Below are 14565 nucleotides of genomic sequence, written 5' to 3' on the forward strand. Positions count from 1 at the left end.
CGCTTCGGCCATCGCCAGGCGGTCGGCTTCGATCAGCCCGTCCTTGAACACCTGCACCGCCCGCGCCATGGCGCCCAGTTCGTCCTTGCGCTCGGCGCCCTCGACCGCGACCGAAAGCTCGCGGGCGGCAAGGCGCCCCATGATGCCGGTGAGGGTATGGACGGGGCGGACCACCGCCCGCAGGATCAGCAGGGCCGCAGCGGAGCCGATGGCCGTGGCAACCAGGATGGCGGCGGCGATCCAGTTCCAGGAGGCGGCGTAGATCTCGCCGCCGCGGTCGGCGGCCTTCACACCTTCGTCGCGGTTGTAACGCACCAGTTCTTCCAGCAGCGCCTTGGCAGCCTGGAATTCGCTGCGGGACTCACCGACGAACAGATCGGACAGCGCCACCGTCTCGTTCCGCCGGGCAAGCGGGCGCAGCTTCTCACGGCTGATGACCATGTAACGATCGAACGTCTCACGGAATTTCCGATAGGTGTCGGCTTCCCACCCGGTATCCAGCAGCCTCTCATAGGCCGCACGGCGCTTGTCCAGGTCAGCGATGGTGGTGTCGAGGCTTTCCTCTTCCTTGCGGATGCGCGCGTCATCCTGGACGGCGATCAAGGCCCCCTCGATGTTGCGATAGGAGGAAAAGGCCGTGAAGAGGTCGGACACCGCCACCACGGAGGGTAGACGGTTGTTCCGCAACTCCATCGTTTCCTCGTTCATGGAAGAAAGACGGCTGATTGAAAAAGCACCCAAAAGAACAGTGCAAATCAGGAGGATTGCGAAAGCCGCAATCACTTTCAGCCGTACAGACGCGTTCATCAAAGAAGCCATCACCACACCCTCGTGTATCCGTTCGGATACGAATTTTCATAGTGCGAAGGTGGGGTGAAGTAGGGGATTACCCTTATTCGAAAGGGCAGTGGCCATGGCCGGCCGCTTTGTCAAATTTAAGCAACAAGCGTACCAAAGGAAGCGCGCGCAACGAGGTGGCGCAAGAAACTTGTTCCTTTTGTTTTTCAATGATTTAGGAAGAAGTGCAGCAGCATGGACAGCCGCGGTGCAGCGCAGTTCCGATCATGCGATGCATTCTGCAATTGGCGGGGGGCGCGGCTTTCGTCGGCAGCATGACTGGTCCGCAAATTCCCGACATGCCGGAAATTGCGAGAACTGAACCAGTTCATTCATTTCGGGACTTAAAGGGAAATGGTGATCCGGGTGGGATTCGAACCCACGGCCACATGATTAAAAGTCATATACGCTGGTGATACTTACCATAACCAGACATCACATTAAAGCCTTGATAGGTATGGGGTATCTGGTTTTTGATAATACCTGCCATAACCCAACATATACCGGAAGCACACTGCTCTCTGTGCCCCCTGTGTGCCCCACGTAGCCACCCCTGGTCTGGGGCACAATTGAACGAGGACTCCCATGCCTAGCGAGAAACTAACCGACAGACGCATCAAGACGGCACGAGCAGAAGGCGAGCGCCTGGAGCTGTGGGATTTGAACATGCCTGGGCTCGGGCTCCGCATCGCGCCTGACAGCGCGCAAGGGCCGGGCGTCAAGACATGGTTCGTGCGCTACCGCTTTCAGGGCGCTCAGCGGCGGTTGAAGCTGGGGCTCTACCCAGCACTGCAGCTTTCGGACGCCCACAAGGCGGCCCGCGAGGTTTTCAAGCTGATCGCTGCCGGCACTGATCCGGCGGCCGAAAAGCAGGCGGAGCCAGCGCAAGAGGCGGACACCTTCCAGCAAGTGGCCGAGTCGTTCATCAGCCGGCACGTCAAGGTCAAGAACCGTCCGACCACGGCGAAGGCGGTTGAGCGAACTATCATGGTGGAACTCATCAAGCCGTGGGGGAAGCGACCGGTGCAGTCAATCACCCGTCGTGACGTAATCGAGCTGTTGGATGCCATCGTAGACAGTGGCCGGCCAGTGATGGCGAACCGCACGCTCGCAGCCGCCCGCAAGCTGTTCAACTGGGCGATCGAGCGCGACATCATCCAGGCCTCGCCCTGTGACCGGGTGAAGCCGCCGGGGAACGAGACAGAGCGCCAGCGCGTGCTGACCGACGAAGAGCTGCGGATCATCTGGCGGGCATCCGGCGCGGTGAAAGGCGCCTTCGGTGGGTTCGTTCGGATCTGCATGTTGACCGCCCAGCGCCGCAGCGAAACTGCCGCGATGCGGTGGCAGGATCTGGACTTGGATAAAGGCCTATGGACGATCCCGCGCGAGGTGACCAAGGGTGATCGCGCCCATGAGGTGCCGCTGTCAAGCTTGGCGCTGGAGGTGCTGATCGCGCTACCGCGCATCGGCGATTATGTGTTCCCCGGTCGCGAGGCGAAGGCAAAGGAGAGCGAGCCGAAGGCAAAGCCCAAGGTGGAGGGCAAGCCCATCAACGGATTCACCAGCGCAAAAGCCCGCCTGGACGCACAGGTTCTGAAGGAACTGCAGACCGCGGCGAAGAAGCGCGGCGACGATCCGGACGAGGTGCAACCGATGGACACATGGACGATCCATGATCTGCGACGGACCGCCGCCACCGGAATGGCCCGGCTGGGCGTGCCGCGCCTGGTCATCTCGAAGATCGAGAACCACGCCGAGGGCGGCGTGACGAAGCTGTATGACCGCTATGCCTATGAGGCAGAGAAGCGTGATGCGCTGGATCGGTGGGGGGCGAAGGTCAGATCCATGGTGTCGCCGACGCCGGATAATGTGGTGCAACTGCAGAAAGCTTGAACCTCCAAGCAATTCCTTCTGGAGTGCGTCAAGCGGTCGCACGGATTGTCACAAAGCGATGGATATTTAAGCGGATTTCGCGGATCGCTTTGCATTTTGCATAAGCGAATATGCAACTGTTACTGGCAGAAAATAAAATACCCTCTTTGAGGACGTTTTTGATCGCGCTATGGTGTGTTCGCGAGTTCGGCCTCTCTCGTAAGAGTGGGGCCGGGGGAGTGGGAGTTCCCCCGGCTCGCGAGCACACCGGTCTGGACCCGGCGCACCAACCATTATCCATCCCCCTCGTACGCGAGGGCTGGACGCCGCCCACTGTCGGCCGACGCCGATGTGTAGCAATTGGAGTGCCTACGTGTGTCCGGTTTTTGTCAGGTTTTCCCTACTTGTCGCGACGAATCCGCGCCCCAGGCGCACCGTCATTCAGCAACTCGACCCCCTGCGCCTGCAGAGTGCGGATCACGGCGGCAATTCCAGCGCTGGTTGCGTTGATGGCGCCGTCTATGCCCTCCCAACGTTTGATCGTGTCGGCTGACACCGGGTGGAGCTGTGATGTTTCGTCGGACAGCCGCCGCTGCGACCAGCGCAGCAGCGCTCGTGCCGCGCGAAGCTGTTCCCCCTGAAGCTCGATAATCACCGCACCCTCTAACTTAGCTGTTTGGCTAAAACTCCCACCGTAGGGGTTGACCGTCAAGCACACTTCGTATTAGCTAAACAGCTAATACATCCACTGATTAGCGAACGTGGGGAAGCCGATGTTGAGACGCCTCGTCCTTGCCGCCAGCGTTGCCAGCGCGATCCTGTCGGCAGTCGCCAGCCCTGCCCAGCCCGCCAAGCTCGTCATCGCTACTGAGGGGGCCTTCGCCCCGTGGAACAGTATCGCCTCCGATGGCGCGCTTGTGGGCTTCGAGATTGACCTTGGGCGCGAGCTGTGCCGGCGCATGGAAGCGTCCTGCGAGTTCGTCGCAGTCGATTGGGACGGGATCCTGCCGGGCCTGCAGCAGGGGCGCTATGACGCGGTGATGGCCGGTGTGACGGTGACGGCCGACCGGGCGCAGGCAGTCGACTTCTCGGCGCCCTACGCTGCCGATCCCGCGACATTTGCGGTGAGGGCCGGCACGCCCCTGCCATCGTTATTGCCGTCTCTGGGTGGGATCGACCTGTCGGCGCCGTCACGGGCTGCAACCGATGCGCTCGGCAGCATCAGAAAGGCGTTGGAAGGCAAGACGGTGGCGGTCCAGACATCGACCATCCACGCTCGCCTCATGTCTGAGACTTGGCCTGGCGTCGAGGTGCGGACCTACGACACGTTGGACCACGCCGCCCTGGACCTTGCTGCCGGCCGGGTCGATGCGCTGCTCGGCGCCCGCACGGTCGTTGAGGCGATGGTGAAAGCAGGCGCTGATATCACAGCCGCTGGGCCGACGCTTACGGGCGGCGTGCTGGGATCCGGCATAGGTGTCGCCACCAGGAAGGGCGAAGAGCTTTCGGCGCGCTTTTCACACGCTATCGACGCGGCAGCGGAGGATGGGGTGACCGCCGATCTATCCCGCCGCTGGTTTGGGTTTGACGTTTCCGCCCGGTAGCCACCGGACGGGGAGGGCGCCCAGCCTCGCCAAAGGCTGGGCGCCCGGCACCAGAGCGGCCCACCGCTCTGGTGCATTTGATCCACACGCCTTTGGAGAAGCCATGTTGATCGTGTCCGACCATACGCCACGCGATACCGAGCGCAAGCCTGACATCAGGGCCGCCATTGCTGTGTATGTGCAGCAGAGCGATGAGCTGCACGCCGCCTATGTGGGCCGGCCCTACGACTCCGTTAGTACGGCGAAGATCGACCAGTTGCACGCCGACCTGGACGCCGCTTTGACCGCAGCTCTCCCGATCACGGACGCCGCAGAGGCCGCGGCGTTGATAGAACTGGAGGTCAAGCTGTTCCGCGAGTTCGAGGGTGACGCTCCGGATGGCATCCATCTCACGCGCTTGACGATCCTGGAGGAGGCGCGCGACTTCTTGCGCAGATATGGGGAGCAGGTCGGCTCTCGACAGGCCGACCTGCAGGACATGGTCACGGCGTTCGGTGCCGAAGCGCCTGCCATGCTCGCCGTGCCAGCGGTGCCGGGGGACAAGCTCCTTGAAGCTTCCGCCGCCGCCGCCGGGATCACCACCGACCAAGCCCGCATCGTCTACGCCTCGATGCTGCAGCCGTTTGTCGGGAGGGCCGCGTGACCAAGATCCTCCAGTTCCGGCCGGCGGTGATCCAGCCGCCGGCTTGCGAGGTGGTCGTCCAGCGCCGCACAGTGCGACAGGCGCTGGACTGGCAGCAGGCCATAGTTGGTGAGGCCCGGCGCTACCCACACGGCAGCCCGGACCTTGTCCGCTATCTCAAGGACTCCGGGCTGCTGCCTCGCTGTAGCTTTCTCTCGTCCGAACAGAACGGCGGTCCGCTGCTTTTCCGGTTCATCGGTCGCCCAGCGCTGGACACGCTGGGCGAAGCCTGGGGCCGGATGGTGCTGGGCAAGCCGGAGGTGGAGGATCCCCATTGCGACTTCAGCGCCGCCATCGCACGGGAATACGCTGAAGCCATTGAGAGCGGGGAAGCAGTGGTCAACGAGGTGTCGGTGACCGGGATCGGCCGCCCATTCTCGTTCAGCCATGCGCTGGTCGGCTGGCGACAGGGTCAGCATCGAGCGATCCTGTCGGCTGTGAAGATGCACGACGTTGCAGGTCCGCGATCACTGCGGCCGGTTGAAACCGCATCAGATGCAGCGTGAGTCGGCCGGCGCCGGGCTGGTGGAACATGATGGTCGGGTGGCGATCGAGGTGGCGCTCCCCGACTGCCCGCTCCGTCCAGATGCGCGAGACATTGGTTTCGACCAGGGCCGCTAGATGATCGGGCTGCCAGCGATCAATCGCCTCCAAGCGGTTGAAGCGGCCCGACAGGTGGAATAGGTCGCGGTTGCCGCCGCGCCAGTCGGGATGCACCCACCCGCTGGACATCATCGCCACCGCGCCGCAGGTTTCGCGAGCCTCCGGAGAAGCGGCGAAGCAATAGGCATCGGCCGGTGCGGTGCCGGCGTCGTAGAAGGCCGTCAGATCGGTCAGGCGTGCGGCGTAGGTCCGAGTTCGGCAGTCCAGCAGGATGGAAGCCTGGACGGCCACCACCTGCCCGGCAGCGGTGACGAGTCCGACCCAAAAGCACGGCGCTTCTGCCGGCTTGGGAAGTAACTCAAACCAAGCGTCTCTGTGCCTGGCGTTCAGATTTTTCAGCGCGTACCAGTCGTCAGATATCACCGGCCGCAGTTGGTGCTTGGCGGCGACGGCGGTTAAGCTTGCGCGCATCGATGATATCCCGTCGCATTTCGTGCTCTGCGGCACTTCAGCGGACGTAATTTGTGCAACACGCATTTTGATATCCTCTCAAAGGTGTGAGCGCGGCCGGATCGCCATTCAGGAGTATGCAGTCTCGCGACGCTCATCAGCCACCCGTGGAGCAGCGATCCGCGACTCTTCTCCGCGAGCGGGCTGGGTGCGTTGCTAACGCCTTCCGCCACAAATGGCGGATTGACCCCGCCACCCGTTTCCGCTTCCCTGTATGAGAACGAAACGAGAACAGGCGTGGGCACAAAGCGATTCGACTGCGTCGGAGATTTCTGCCGGCACGATGTGGCCATCGCCCTGCTGTGTAAAATCTGCTGGCGGTATGCCGAGGTCGACCCGGCAACACTGATCCTGCGTCCGCGCACCTGGGGTCAGCACCCGGCCGCGCTACCCTGGCGCTGCTCACGCTGCGGGGCCTGTGGACGCCACATCTTGGTCGGCTACGATGCCCGGATGCAGAGCCATAGGGCGGTACCGTGATGCGGATGTACGGGGTCAAGGGTTATGCGGGCGCTGCCGAGGTGCCCTCAGTCGTCCTGAAGGTGCGTGCGCCGGGACCGGAGCGCGCGATCGCCCTGGCCAGCGAGCGGGAGATGGCCGCCGGCTTGCGCCTGGAGGCGATCGAGATCGGTGGCGCCCTGTCGATTGAAGGCGTTATGTATGAGGGGCCATGGCCCTGGCTAAACAAAAAGGCTTGATCTGCGTTTTGTGTATTGGTACAAAACTCGGGTCAGCAGGCGCTGACGCCGCGCCTCGGGCTTCAGCGGGCAGGAAACCATCATGACGCAGATCGGCACCTACGCCACCGTCAAGGGCACCCCATTTTCCGTCGAAACCCTCGGCGACCGATTCATCGCCGTCATCGCAGACCGGCGCGTGACCTTCTGCGAGATTGAGGACGCTGGGCACTTCAGCGCTGAGCTGCGCGCCAATGGCGCCTCCCACCTCATCCGCTCCGGGACAGACCGCGCCATCCTCCTCCTCGACACCGCCACCGCCGACCGTCTTGCCGCTGACATCGCGACCGCCCAGGACGCCACCCGCTCCGCCCAATTAACCTCCGCCTGGGCTCAACCCGGCGCCCGTCTTGCTGTCAATGTCGCGGATAGCCAGCCGGCTACCATCGGAATCGCCTATCCGGCCGAGGATCGCCGTGCCGGCATCTACTACTTCTTCACCACCGACACCCTGTCCGGCCTGTGCCGCAGCGACATCGTCGGCGGCGTGGCCTTCGGGCAGACCACGCAGGGGGGTGAGCTGATCGAGCTGACCCCGGCGCAGGCCGACGCACTGCGTGCCCGCAACGCTGGGGTGACCGAGGCCAAGGCCGCCGCAGACGCCGCCGGGCTGGATCTGATCGCCGAATATGCGGCGGTGGTGAAAACCATCCCGGCCGACCTGGCCGCCGAGCGCGACCGCATGCGCGCCACTTATGTCCGCGGGCAGCTCGAAGGCGGGGAGGGCTATGACCCATACGACGGCTGGACCGGCCCTGCTTCCCTAGCCCTGCTGGATCAACATGCCCCCGACATCGCCGCCAGTATCCGCGATCTGCGGGCTCGGGGTCTGTAATGGGGCGCGGGCTCGATCCGCGCCACGACGATGCGCGGGGGCGTGACGCCCTCGCCTTCGAGCCGCTGCCCACCGCGACCTATCCCTGGTGCTTCGACGGTGGTCGGCGGATCGTCATCGTGGTGCAACCGCCCAATGCCGCTGTGGACAGGCTCCTGGCGCCGCTGGACGGCGCTACGCCTTACAAGCTGCCCTATGACCCGCGCCGCTGCATCTGGAGCCATACCGCTACCCATTGGCACATCCCGTGCCGCCACCTCGATGCTGTGCGCGCCCTGTTGCCGCCCATTTCCCGGCTGATGGAGCGCCGATGACTGCCGCCACCTATCTCGACCACGTCACACTGACCACCGGTCACAGCCGCCGCTCGCCGCGATCGGAGGTTAGCGAAGAGGTGGTGTCGTTGCTCGCCGCATGGCTGGATCGGGCGCTGCTGCCTGATGACCCGCTCAAAGCGCCACCGGTGCCGCTCCCGGTGCCCGAGTTGCAGGATTTCACCAGCCACGTCTTCACTCTGGCCGGTGGTTTGATCGTGACCGTGTACGGGCCGGATATCCTGACGGTACCGCCGGCAGCACCGGAGCCGATCCCGCTCGTGACCTTCGCCGTGGCCCGCCGGTCGCGCGGCGCCGATAAGCTGTGGGACACCCTGCTGCAGGCCGCGCCAGGTGTGGCGCCGCCGGTGATGCCCCGCACACCGTGGGTGGCTGTGGTGGAGCATCCGACCGAACCAATCTTCCCGGATGCTGTTGGGTGGCTGGGGGATTTCGAGCGGTGCGTCGCCTGGGCGTGGATCGAGCGGGTAGCCGGGTAATGGCGCGCCCTCGCAAGCACCCGGAAGGGACGACGGCCGCCGACCGCAATCGGGAGGCTCTGGCGCGCCTGCGCGAGGCCGGCGGGACGCGCAAGGTAATCGACCTATCGGGCGAGGCGGTGGCGGCTCTGGCGGCGATCCGGCAAGCGACGGCGGAGCGGTCGGACCGCGAGGTGATCGAGCGGTTACTGCTGGCGGAGCGCGAGCGCTTGGCGCGGGCCTAGGCGGTCACTTCCCCCGCAGCAGCTTGTCCTTGGCCGCACTGCCGGCGCTTGACCCGACCCAATAGGACACCACGGCGGTGGCCATCGTGGTCAGCGCCCCCAGCATCAGCGAGGCGTTCGGGTCCGCCTGCCCGGCCGGCACCGACAGCACCCGGTACAGCACGACGCCGAAGGTGATCAGCACCACCAGGGAAACCAGCGGCGCTCCCCAGCCGATCCGGCTGCCGGCCTTGGCCAGCTCTACCGTCTGCGACCTGGCCGACGCGCGGTCGCCGTTGTCGAGGGTCAGGAGGGCGAGCATCTGGTCGCCGACGGCCTTGCGGAACTCGGCCAGCGTGGCGGGATCGGCAGCGATGGAGGCGGCGAGCGGCGCGATGTCCTCCGGGCGGGTGATGGACACCCCGGCAACGGTGCCGGCTGCGGTGACCAGCGCCTGGGCGACGGCTGCGCCCTTCGCGGTGGTGGCCGGGTCGTCGCCGGCGATCAGCTTGGCGATTTCCTCGCCGGCTAACTCAGCGAGCGGGGCGGCGGCAGCGATGAGCAGTGGGAGCATGGGGGCCTCCTTTCGGGCATGAAAAAGCCCGCGGCCGGGATGGCGCGGGCGGGTGGATTGTCAGGTGGATGGAGCGAGAGCATGCTGGCGTGTCGTAGGGAGGCCAGCATGCCCAAGCCGCAGTTCAGCGCCCGCGTCCATGTGCAGGAGACCTTGTCGCAGGATCAGATCCTCTGTCTTCTGACGGCGGATGCAGAGGGTGACGTCTACCCCGACGCTGCCGATATTCCGGGATGGCTGATCGGCGAGTGTCAGGACCTGGGGCTTATGATGCCAGGGCATTGTCCGGGTGTTAGGCGGCTCACCGACGATGGGCGGGACGCACGGGATGCGCTGTTGTCCGACTGAGCTAGTCAGCCGGTCTCGGAGTCGGCAAAAGGAAGGCCGCCCGGTGAGGGGCGGCCTTGATGCAGGAGAAGCTGGGGTCGACACCTCAGCATCCCTTCACTACCATCAGGTGCGTCATTAGCCTGATGGAGTAACCATGCGCTTTTCTAAGCCTCCCCCACCACCGCCAATAACTAGAGGAAACCCAGGTGCTGGCCCACCCCGGCCACCCATGCCCCCGCCCCCGCCACCTCAGCCACCCAAGAAATAAGGGCGGCGGCTGGAGCTAGCACGGCTAGTCGGATGGCCGTCATCATGTGACGGCCATTTCGGGCGAGGCACTCCTCATTGAAGTCAATGGAGTGCTGATAGGCCTCTGCATCCCAACCGAATGAGCGAGGCGCCGGACCAGCCATGTATTCGGCATCGCTATAAAGCAATCGGGGATGTTTGCCAGGAGCGTGAAGAGGAATAGGTCGAGCCTGCGTCACGCTCAAGATGCAACTGAGCCAGAAAAAGAGCGCTGCGGTGAAGGCAGGTACGGTTAAGCCAGCGAACAGTGGGGATCCAGACGCGGAGGCAATTCCGGCACCAACGGTGGCAGTAGTGGCGGTCGCCGTGATGCTGGCGAACGTCATTGCCCGCTGAACGGCTGCCAACGAGATCGTCATAAGAGCTGCGGTTCTAACCTCTCCTTGCCGAGAAATTTCTTTCGCAATTACTTCGGGAACGCCTGCCCAATCCGGTTCATTTGCGTCTTGTTCAGACATGGCTTAACCCTCGCTTCGCAAATGGAGTGTATCGCAGTCGGGTGGCTGCGTCCTCAAGTTCATTTGGATTGGGTAAGGTCTCGCAAAAACCCTCCCATCCGAGGACTCATGCCTCCATGAACTCAGCCAACCGGTTGAGCCAGCCGGCGGCATTGAGGGCGTCATCCTCGACCCGGCCGCGCTTGCGGGCGTCGCCGGTGATGATCTGCCCGTAGAACCGCATGCGGCTCGCGAAGACGGAGCGCCACAGCGCAGCCGCGTCGCCGGCATTGACCGCGGCGAGCGTCTTCGGCCCGACGGCGCCGTCGATCTGCAGGATCGACCGGCCGGCGAGGTCGTTGACGGCATCCTGCAGCCAGGTGCTCGCCCGGGCCGGGCCATGGTTGACGCCCGAGTCGATCACCAGGGCGCGCAGCTTGTCGTCGGCGATGCCGGCGAAGCCCGGCTTCTCGATGTAGTTGGCGCGGTAGATGGCCCGCACCTCGGCCTCGTCCAGCGCGGCAACGTCGGTCGCCGTGACCGGGCGCTTCCGCCAGCTCGTCAGCGTCTCAAGGGTGATGCCGCCCTTCGTCGGGCCGCCGCGGTCGCTGGACCTGTCGGTGTAGCGCGGCCAGCCCTCCCGGCGGAGGATGTTGTCGATGACGGCTTCGGTGGGGTCGCGCGGGATCGCCGCGCCGGTGGGCGTGGTGGACATGGGGGTTTCTCCCATCGGGATGAAGAGGAAATGGAAAGGCGGGCGGTGGATGCTGAGGCTGTCTGACGGATTCCTCGGACATTCCTCCCTCGACTCGGGGCGCCTGCTGGCGCCCTTTTTCTTTTCAGCGGTCGGGCTTCAGATCGGGCTGGCCGAGACGGAGGAAGCCGCCGCACATGGCGCGGCGAGCGTTGGTCAGGAGCTGGCCGAGCAAGAGCATGGCGGCGTCTCGATCGCCGCCGCAGGCATCCAGGGCCTGCTGCACCTCTTGCTCGGCGGGGGATGGGGCTTCGGTCATGGCGGTCAGGCCGCCAGACCGAGCACGACGACAACGCCGATCCCGCCGCCGGCCAGCACCTCGCCCCACTCCTGTTCGGTGCGCAGCCGCCAAGGCAGTGCCGGGGGCAGCAGCCCGAGCAGGTAGCCGGCCGGCATCGCCAACCCGCCCAGCACCGACCAGCCGGCGGAGAGCGGCACCCACGGCTCCAACGCCCAGGCTACCGCCAGCAGGCGGCCGAGCCCGGCCAGCCACAGGTACCCGAGCCGCTCGGGCCGGGCGATCCTGTCCATGCCGGTCGCGCTCTCCGGTGCTTTCCAGGGGATGCCGGCGAGGCCCTGGCCCGCGCCGTGGGGCAGTAGGACCATCCCCAGCAACCACGCCAGCCACACGCGCGCCAGGGCCTCCCACGGCACGTCCTGGCGCAGGTACCAGACGCAGAGGGTCATGGGGGTGGCCCAGAAGAGAGCGCGGGCGCCCTGGGTGCCGAGCCAGCTATGGGTGGCGCCGCGCTCGCGGTGACAGAGCGCTGCCAAGATGATGATGACCGCCTGGTCGAGGGCGTGCGCGGCCAGCCAGCCGGCGAGCGCCGGCAGGATGTGGTCGAACATGGTGGAACTCCAGATATGAGAAAGGCGCCTCGCGGGCGCCGGATCGATCAAGCTTGGAGTGTTGTCGCGACGTCAGCGCCGAACGCCTTCGTCCTCTTCGATGTGGGTCGCGCAGTGATCGGGCTGCCGGCACACCACGCGGAAGAAAGCGTCGACGGCCCAGCGCAAGGGCGCTGTCACGGCCTGCCAGCGGGGGCCATAGTCGCCGCGGCGGGCTTTGCCGAGCCGGGACGATATGGTTTCGTCCGGATCACCGAAGGCGATGGCGCTACCCAGTTGATCAAGCGCCACCAACAGGTTCAGCAGGTAGCGCTTCATGGGTCAGCCCTCCGGCCAGCCGGACAGATGGTCGATACTCTCTGGATCGTCAGACGCCAGGGCGGCATCTTTCACGTCTCGCGCATGCTGCACAATCGCGCTGTACGTCCCTGCCACCGCAGCAGCCAGAGCAACACCGTCCTGCGGCGTCGGCAGTGGCAAGCGGCTGTTGTCGCTGGCGATCCAGCCTTGGGCGTAGCTGTCGGGCCACGTCAGCGCGCCGGCCAGCACAAGGGCCGCGGTGGTGGCCATACCCCCAAGGTCCGTGCGGGTCTGGACGTCGGTCCCAAAGGTCTTGCCACCGTGCTCGACACCAAGCGCCAAGCGCCGGTCTCGCTCGGCGTTGATCGCGTCCACTTTGGCCGCCCGGCGTGCGTCCAGATTGGCGGCCAGCACCTCGTCCGGCAGGGGCACCACCTTGCGCGGCAGAGTGACGAGCTTGGCCTCTGTGTCCACCAGCGGCGCCCGATCAGGATCGGCGACGATCTGATGGGTGAGCGCCGACGGGAGCGCGACCGCCTCTTCCGTCACCGGCCAGTATCCGTAGCCGATAAGCTCTAGCGTGGGGTCGGTCCAGCCGAGATCGACCAAGGACTCCGGAAGCAGGCCCACGAGCGCCGCCGGCAGATCTTCCGGACCGCCGATAACGACGAGGGTTTCGAGGTTGATCTTGCAGTAAGCCATTAGCCGATACTCCGGAACATTATGAAAAAGACAGCAGCAGCGCCTCCGAGCTGTTGCCCGGTGCCCTCCCGGTAGGCTCCGCCGCCGGGAAAGGTCCCCGGATAGTTTGTGCGGGAGTTGAAGCTACCGGTCAGACGTGGACTCCCGTCAATACTTGGACCCACGACATTGCCGGTTAGGGAATAGATGTCGGAGGGGCCGCCGGTCGCCGCCAGAATTCCGGGGAAGTTCAAGTCCCCTCCCACGCCTGCGGATGCCGCCGCCCACCATGTTGCATTGGCGTCCGTAAGCGTCATCCCGTCCACAGTTACCGTGGCCCCGATGGAGCCTTGGATCACCTCTGCGGGGGTAACCGCTTTGCCCACCCTCACGGATACCGCTCCAGAGGAGCCAGACGTTGCGGCACCGGCTGTTACGGTGACCCCTGCGGAAACCGCTATAATGTCGATGGTGTCGATACCGGGAGGGACAGGCCAGTTAAATGCGCCTGCCGCCGTGATGTAGTCCATGCCGGCGAATTGTAGCGTGCCGGGCGCATTGCGCCGTGTGCGCTGAAGCCCTTGTCCGAGGAAACCCATCACACCACCTCCGTAACGTACCAGAAAAAGAAGATGCCGCCATTGCCTCCAGCAATATTGTTGTTGCTTGTGGTGCCAGAGCCGCCTCCACCGGGAGTGTTGCCGACAGTACCCCCCAAGGTTATACCCAGCCCTTTGAAGTTCGGGTGGATGTATGGCCCGCCATGATCTCCAGAGAATACTTTAGATGTCGGCCATGCAGGGCTTGGCAGTATTCCACTGGGGTATGATCCAAGCCCTCCGCTTAGGTTTACGTCACCCCCTGATGCTGTTCCTCCGGGTGCAGGCACACTGGCCGAGTCCGTGCGCCCGCCAGCCCCAGCGACCATGCCGTCTACTGTGGTGGCGCTGCCGGTTGCACCGGACCCCACGGTTCCAGGGATAGCTTGGCCGGGCTGCACTGCCTTATTGCGTCTGATTGCCAGTGCGCCGCCGCCGCCGTAGGTTGCATTGGGCGCTCCATAATCGAAGCCGCCCGTTCCGCCAGGGCCGGCGGCAATGATATCGCAGCTATCAACGCCAGCGGGCACGATGCAACTAATTACGCCCGAAAGCGAGGGACTGCAAAAGAAGGTGCTGCCGACAAAGCGTCGGCGCGAATTCCGTCCTCTTCCGAGAGGATCACGAATACTCATGGCTCACCTCACGCGGGCTTGGTCAGGTCGTACCAGCCGAGGTCCACCTCACAAGAGGCGGTCAGCGTGGCCCACGAGCCGATGCCGAGCACGTCACCCGCCTCGAAGTCCATTCCAGCGATGCTGGCGATGCTTTGGGGAACCGGGGCGGTGGTGGCGTTGATCGTGGTTGCACCGACATACTGAGCAGCGATCAGGTGCCAGATGTTCGCGGCTTCGCCGGCCTTGCGTTTGAGGACGCAAACGACGGCGGCCGTATTTGTGGCGAGCGGAGTGATCCGACACCACCCGCCCTGACCACCGGCCGCGCCGATGGTCCCGAGCGTGGTCACGCCCGTTGGAGTATTGCCGGCGGTGTTTGCCATTACTCCAGGGGGTAGCGTAATCGTGAAGCTCCGCG

Annotated in this window: 21 protein-coding genes; 10 read left to right on the forward strand and 11 right to left on the reverse strand. The window is 64.7% G+C overall.

All coding sequences use genetic code 11. From position 1 onward, the window contains the following. On the reverse strand, positions 1–819 hold an 819-nt coding region (locus J2850_RS25905; protein WP_209988526.1), incomplete at its 3' end, for an MCP four helix bundle domain-containing protein. A 603-nt stretch (positions 820–1422) separates the two neighbouring features. Between J2850_RS25905 and J2850_RS25910 the strand changes: the two genes are divergently transcribed. Next, a complete protein-coding gene (locus J2850_RS25910; RefSeq protein WP_209988529.1) occupies positions 1423–2730 on the forward strand; it encodes a tyrosine-type recombinase/integrase in 1308 nt (435 codons plus the stop codon). A gap of 379 nt (positions 2731–3109) precedes the next feature. Here the strand turns inward: J2850_RS25910 and J2850_RS25915 are convergent, their stop codons facing one another. Next, complete coding sequence (locus tag J2850_RS25915; RefSeq protein ID WP_211114028.1) at positions 3110–3421, reverse strand: helix-turn-helix domain-containing protein; 312 nt, start codon at positions 3419–3421, stop codon at positions 3110–3112. Positions 3422–3482: 61 nt separating this feature from the next. Here J2850_RS25915 and J2850_RS25920 point away from each other — a divergent pair, with 61 nt between their 5' ends. The 8 genes from J2850_RS25920 (at position 3483) to J2850_RS25955 (ending at position 8718) form a co-directional block, all read left to right on the forward strand. After that, positions 3483–4313 (forward strand): transporter substrate-binding domain-containing protein, encoded by an 831-nt coding sequence (locus J2850_RS25920; RefSeq protein WP_209988532.1) that lies wholly within the window; start codon positions 3483–3485, stop codon positions 4311–4313. 103 nt (positions 4314–4416) lie between these two features. Next, positions 4417–4956: a hypothetical protein gene (locus tag J2850_RS25925; RefSeq protein WP_209988537.1), complete on the forward strand. Its 540-nt coding sequence runs from the start codon at positions 4417–4419 to the stop codon at positions 4954–4956. Continuing rightward, positions 4953–5501 carry a hypothetical protein gene (locus J2850_RS32265; RefSeq protein WP_209988539.1) on the forward strand — a complete coding sequence of 183 codons (549 nt, stop codon included), beginning with the start codon at positions 4953–4955 and terminating at the stop codon, positions 5499–5501. The genes J2850_RS25925 and J2850_RS32265 overlap by 4 nt, the downstream gene beginning before the upstream one ends. Before the next feature lie 1092 nt (positions 5502–6593). Further along, positions 6594–6806, forward strand: a complete 213-nt coding sequence (locus J2850_RS25935) for a hypothetical protein (protein WP_209988542.1) — start codon at positions 6594–6596, stop codon at positions 6804–6806. An 82-nt stretch (positions 6807–6888) separates the two neighbouring features. Continuing rightward, positions 6889–7680 carry a hypothetical protein gene (locus tag J2850_RS25940; protein WP_209988546.1) on the forward strand — a complete coding sequence of 264 codons (792 nt, stop codon included), beginning with the start codon at positions 6889–6891 and terminating at the stop codon, positions 7678–7680. Then, on the forward strand, positions 7680–7994 hold the full coding sequence (locus tag J2850_RS25945; RefSeq protein WP_209988549.1) for a hypothetical protein: 315 nt from the start codon (positions 7680–7682) through the stop codon (positions 7992–7994). The genes J2850_RS25940 and J2850_RS25945 overlap by 1 nt, the downstream gene beginning before the upstream one ends. Further along, positions 7991–8494, forward strand: coding sequence for a hypothetical protein (locus J2850_RS25950; protein ID WP_209988552.1), 504 nt, complete (start codon positions 7991–7993; stop codon positions 8492–8494). The genes J2850_RS25945 and J2850_RS25950 overlap by 4 nt, the downstream gene beginning before the upstream one ends. Then, positions 8494–8718: a hypothetical protein gene (locus J2850_RS25955; protein ID WP_209988555.1), complete on the forward strand. Its 225-nt coding sequence runs from the start codon at positions 8494–8496 to the stop codon at positions 8716–8718. Before J2850_RS25950 ends, J2850_RS25955 begins: the two co-directional genes overlap by 1 nt. Before the next feature lie 4 nt (positions 8719–8722). On the opposite strand, the gene J2850_RS25960 is transcribed toward J2850_RS25955, so the two are convergent. Next, positions 8723–9271: a hypothetical protein gene (locus J2850_RS25960; protein ID WP_209988558.1), complete on the reverse strand. Its 549-nt coding sequence runs from the start codon at positions 9269–9271 to the stop codon at positions 8723–8725. Positions 9272–9379: 108 nt separating this feature from the next. On the opposite strand from J2850_RS25960, the gene J2850_RS25965 reads away from it, so the two are divergent. Beyond that, positions 9380–9619, forward strand: a complete 240-nt coding sequence (locus J2850_RS25965; protein ID WP_209988562.1) for a hypothetical protein — start codon at positions 9380–9382, stop codon at positions 9617–9619. 173 nt (positions 9620–9792) lie between these two features. On the opposite strand, the gene J2850_RS25970 is transcribed toward J2850_RS25965, so the two are convergent. The 8 genes from J2850_RS25970 to J2850_RS26005 form a co-directional block, all read right to left on the reverse strand. Then, positions 9793–10368 (reverse strand): hypothetical protein, encoded by a 576-nt coding sequence (locus J2850_RS25970; protein WP_209988564.1) that lies wholly within the window; start codon positions 10366–10368, stop codon positions 9793–9795. 106 nt (positions 10369–10474) lie between these two features. Further along, complete coding sequence (locus J2850_RS25975) at positions 10475–11062, reverse strand: glycoside hydrolase family 108 protein (protein WP_209988568.1); 588 nt, start codon at positions 11060–11062, stop codon at positions 10475–10477. A gap of 124 nt (positions 11063–11186) precedes the next feature. Next, entirely contained in the window at positions 11187–11360 is a 174-nt protein-coding gene (locus tag J2850_RS25980; RefSeq protein WP_209988571.1) for a hypothetical protein, read from the reverse strand. Positions 11361–11365: 5 nt separating this feature from the next. Then, a complete protein-coding gene (locus J2850_RS25985; protein WP_209988575.1) occupies positions 11366–11950 on the reverse strand; it encodes a hypothetical protein in 585 nt (194 codons plus the stop codon). A gap of 72 nt (positions 11951–12022) precedes the next feature. Continuing rightward, entirely contained in the window at positions 12023–12268 is a 246-nt protein-coding gene (locus tag J2850_RS25990) for a hypothetical protein (protein WP_209988578.1), read from the reverse strand. A gap of 3 nt (positions 12269–12271) precedes the next feature. After that, entirely contained in the window at positions 12272–12952 is a 681-nt protein-coding gene (locus J2850_RS25995) for a DUF4376 domain-containing protein (RefSeq protein ID WP_209988581.1), read from the reverse strand. Beyond that, positions 12952–13530 carry a hypothetical protein gene (locus tag J2850_RS26000; protein WP_209988582.1) on the reverse strand — a complete coding sequence of 193 codons (579 nt, stop codon included), beginning with the start codon at positions 13528–13530 and terminating at the stop codon, positions 12952–12954. The genes J2850_RS25995 and J2850_RS26000 overlap by 1 nt, the downstream gene beginning before the upstream one ends. Positions 13531–14173: 643 nt before the next feature. Further along, on the reverse strand, positions 14174–14530 hold the full coding sequence (locus tag J2850_RS26005) for a hypothetical protein (RefSeq protein ID WP_209985259.1): 357 nt from the start codon (positions 14528–14530) through the stop codon (positions 14174–14176). Between the last annotated feature and the right edge of the window lie 35 nt (positions 14531–14565).

The sequence above is a fragment of the Azospirillum picis genome (genome assembly GCF_017876115.1).
Taxonomy (GTDB): domain Bacteria; phylum Pseudomonadota; class Alphaproteobacteria; order Azospirillales; family Azospirillaceae; genus Azospirillum; species Azospirillum picis.

Excerpts from the sequence above, each read along its gene's own strand:
- J2850_RS25995 (WP_209988581.1), bottom strand. The coding sequence starts at position 12,952 with ATGGCTTACTGCAAGATCAACCTCGAAACCCTCGTCGTTATCGGCGGT.
- J2850_RS25985 (WP_209988575.1), bottom strand. The coding sequence starts at position 11,950 with ATGTTCGACCACATCCTGCCGGCGCTCGCCGGCTGGCTGGCCGCGCAC.
- J2850_RS25920 (WP_209988532.1), top strand. The coding sequence starts at position 3,483 with ATGTTGAGACGCCTCGTCCTTGCCGCCAGCGTTGCCAGCGCGATCCTG.
- J2850_RS25960 (WP_209988558.1), bottom strand. The coding sequence starts at position 9,271 with ATGCTCCCACTGCTCATCGCTGCCGCCGCCCCGCTCGCTGAGTTAGCC.
- J2850_RS25965 (WP_209988562.1), top strand. The coding sequence starts at position 9,380 with ATGCCCAAGCCGCAGTTCAGCGCCCGCGTCCATGTGCAGGAGACCTTG.
- J2850_RS25925 (WP_209988537.1), top strand. The coding sequence starts at position 4,417 with ATGTTGATCGTGTCCGACCATACGCCACGCGATACCGAGCGCAAGCCT.
- J2850_RS25990 (WP_209988578.1), bottom strand. The coding sequence starts at position 12,268 with ATGAAGCGCTACCTGCTGAACCTGTTGGTGGCGCTTGATCAACTGGGT.
- J2850_RS25945 (WP_209988549.1), top strand. The coding sequence starts at position 7,680 with ATGGGGCGCGGGCTCGATCCGCGCCACGACGATGCGCGGGGGCGTGAC.
- J2850_RS25980 (WP_209988571.1), bottom strand. The coding sequence starts at position 11,360 with ATGACCGAAGCCCCATCCCCCGCCGAGCAAGAGGTGCAGCAGGCCCTG.
- J2850_RS25970 (WP_209988564.1), bottom strand. The coding sequence starts at position 10,368 with ATGTCTGAACAAGACGCAAATGAACCGGATTGGGCAGGCGTTCCCGAA.
- J2850_RS25975 (WP_209988568.1), bottom strand. The coding sequence starts at position 11,062 with ATGTCCACCACGCCCACCGGCGCGGCGATCCCGCGCGACCCCACCGAA.
- J2850_RS26000 (WP_209988582.1), bottom strand. The coding sequence starts at position 13,530 with ATGGGTTTCCTCGGACAAGGGCTTCAGCGCACACGGCGCAATGCGCCC.
- J2850_RS26005 (WP_209985259.1), bottom strand. The coding sequence starts at position 14,530 with ATGGCAAACACCGCCGGCAATACTCCAACGGGCGTGACCACGCTCGGG.
- J2850_RS25935 (WP_209988542.1), top strand. The coding sequence starts at position 6,594 with ATGTACGGGGTCAAGGGTTATGCGGGCGCTGCCGAGGTGCCCTCAGTC.
- J2850_RS25950 (WP_209988552.1), top strand. The coding sequence starts at position 7,991 with ATGACTGCCGCCACCTATCTCGACCACGTCACACTGACCACCGGTCAC.
- J2850_RS25910 (WP_209988529.1), top strand. The coding sequence starts at position 1,423 with ATGCCTAGCGAGAAACTAACCGACAGACGCATCAAGACGGCACGAGCA.
- J2850_RS25955 (WP_209988555.1), top strand. The coding sequence starts at position 8,494 with ATGGCGCGCCCTCGCAAGCACCCGGAAGGGACGACGGCCGCCGACCGC.
- J2850_RS25940 (WP_209988546.1), top strand. The coding sequence starts at position 6,889 with ATGACGCAGATCGGCACCTACGCCACCGTCAAGGGCACCCCATTTTCC.